Annotated in this window: 1 protein-coding gene; it reads right to left on the bottom strand. The window is 74.6% G+C overall.

Features of this window, described 5'->3' with window-relative positions; all coding sequences use genetic code 11:
- Positions 1 to 209 (bottom strand): hypothetical protein (locus HCK04_RS41800; protein ID WP_205831316.1); only part of this gene is annotated, 209 nt, incomplete at both ends.

Genomic DNA, 209 nt, shown 5'->3' with positions numbered 1-209 from the left:
TGCGGCGCTCTGGCCGTGCTCGTGCTCGTGCTCCGGCTCCGGCGCGGGTGCCGTGACCCGGTCGCGCCCGCGCTCGTGCTCCGACTCGGACCCGGTGCTCAGCCTCCGCTCGTCCTCCGACTCTGGTTCGGGTGCGGCGCTGTTGTCGTGCCCGCGCCCGTGCTCTGGTTCTGGTGCGGTGCTCCGGTCGCGCTCGTACGCAGGCGTGG

Origin of the sequence: Microbispora sp. CL1-1, from assembly GCF_012034195.1 — a bacterium.
Lineage (GTDB): Bacteria > Actinomycetota > Actinomycetes > Streptosporangiales > Streptosporangiaceae > Microbispora.
This window is presented reverse-complemented; position numbering and strand designations above follow the sequence as displayed.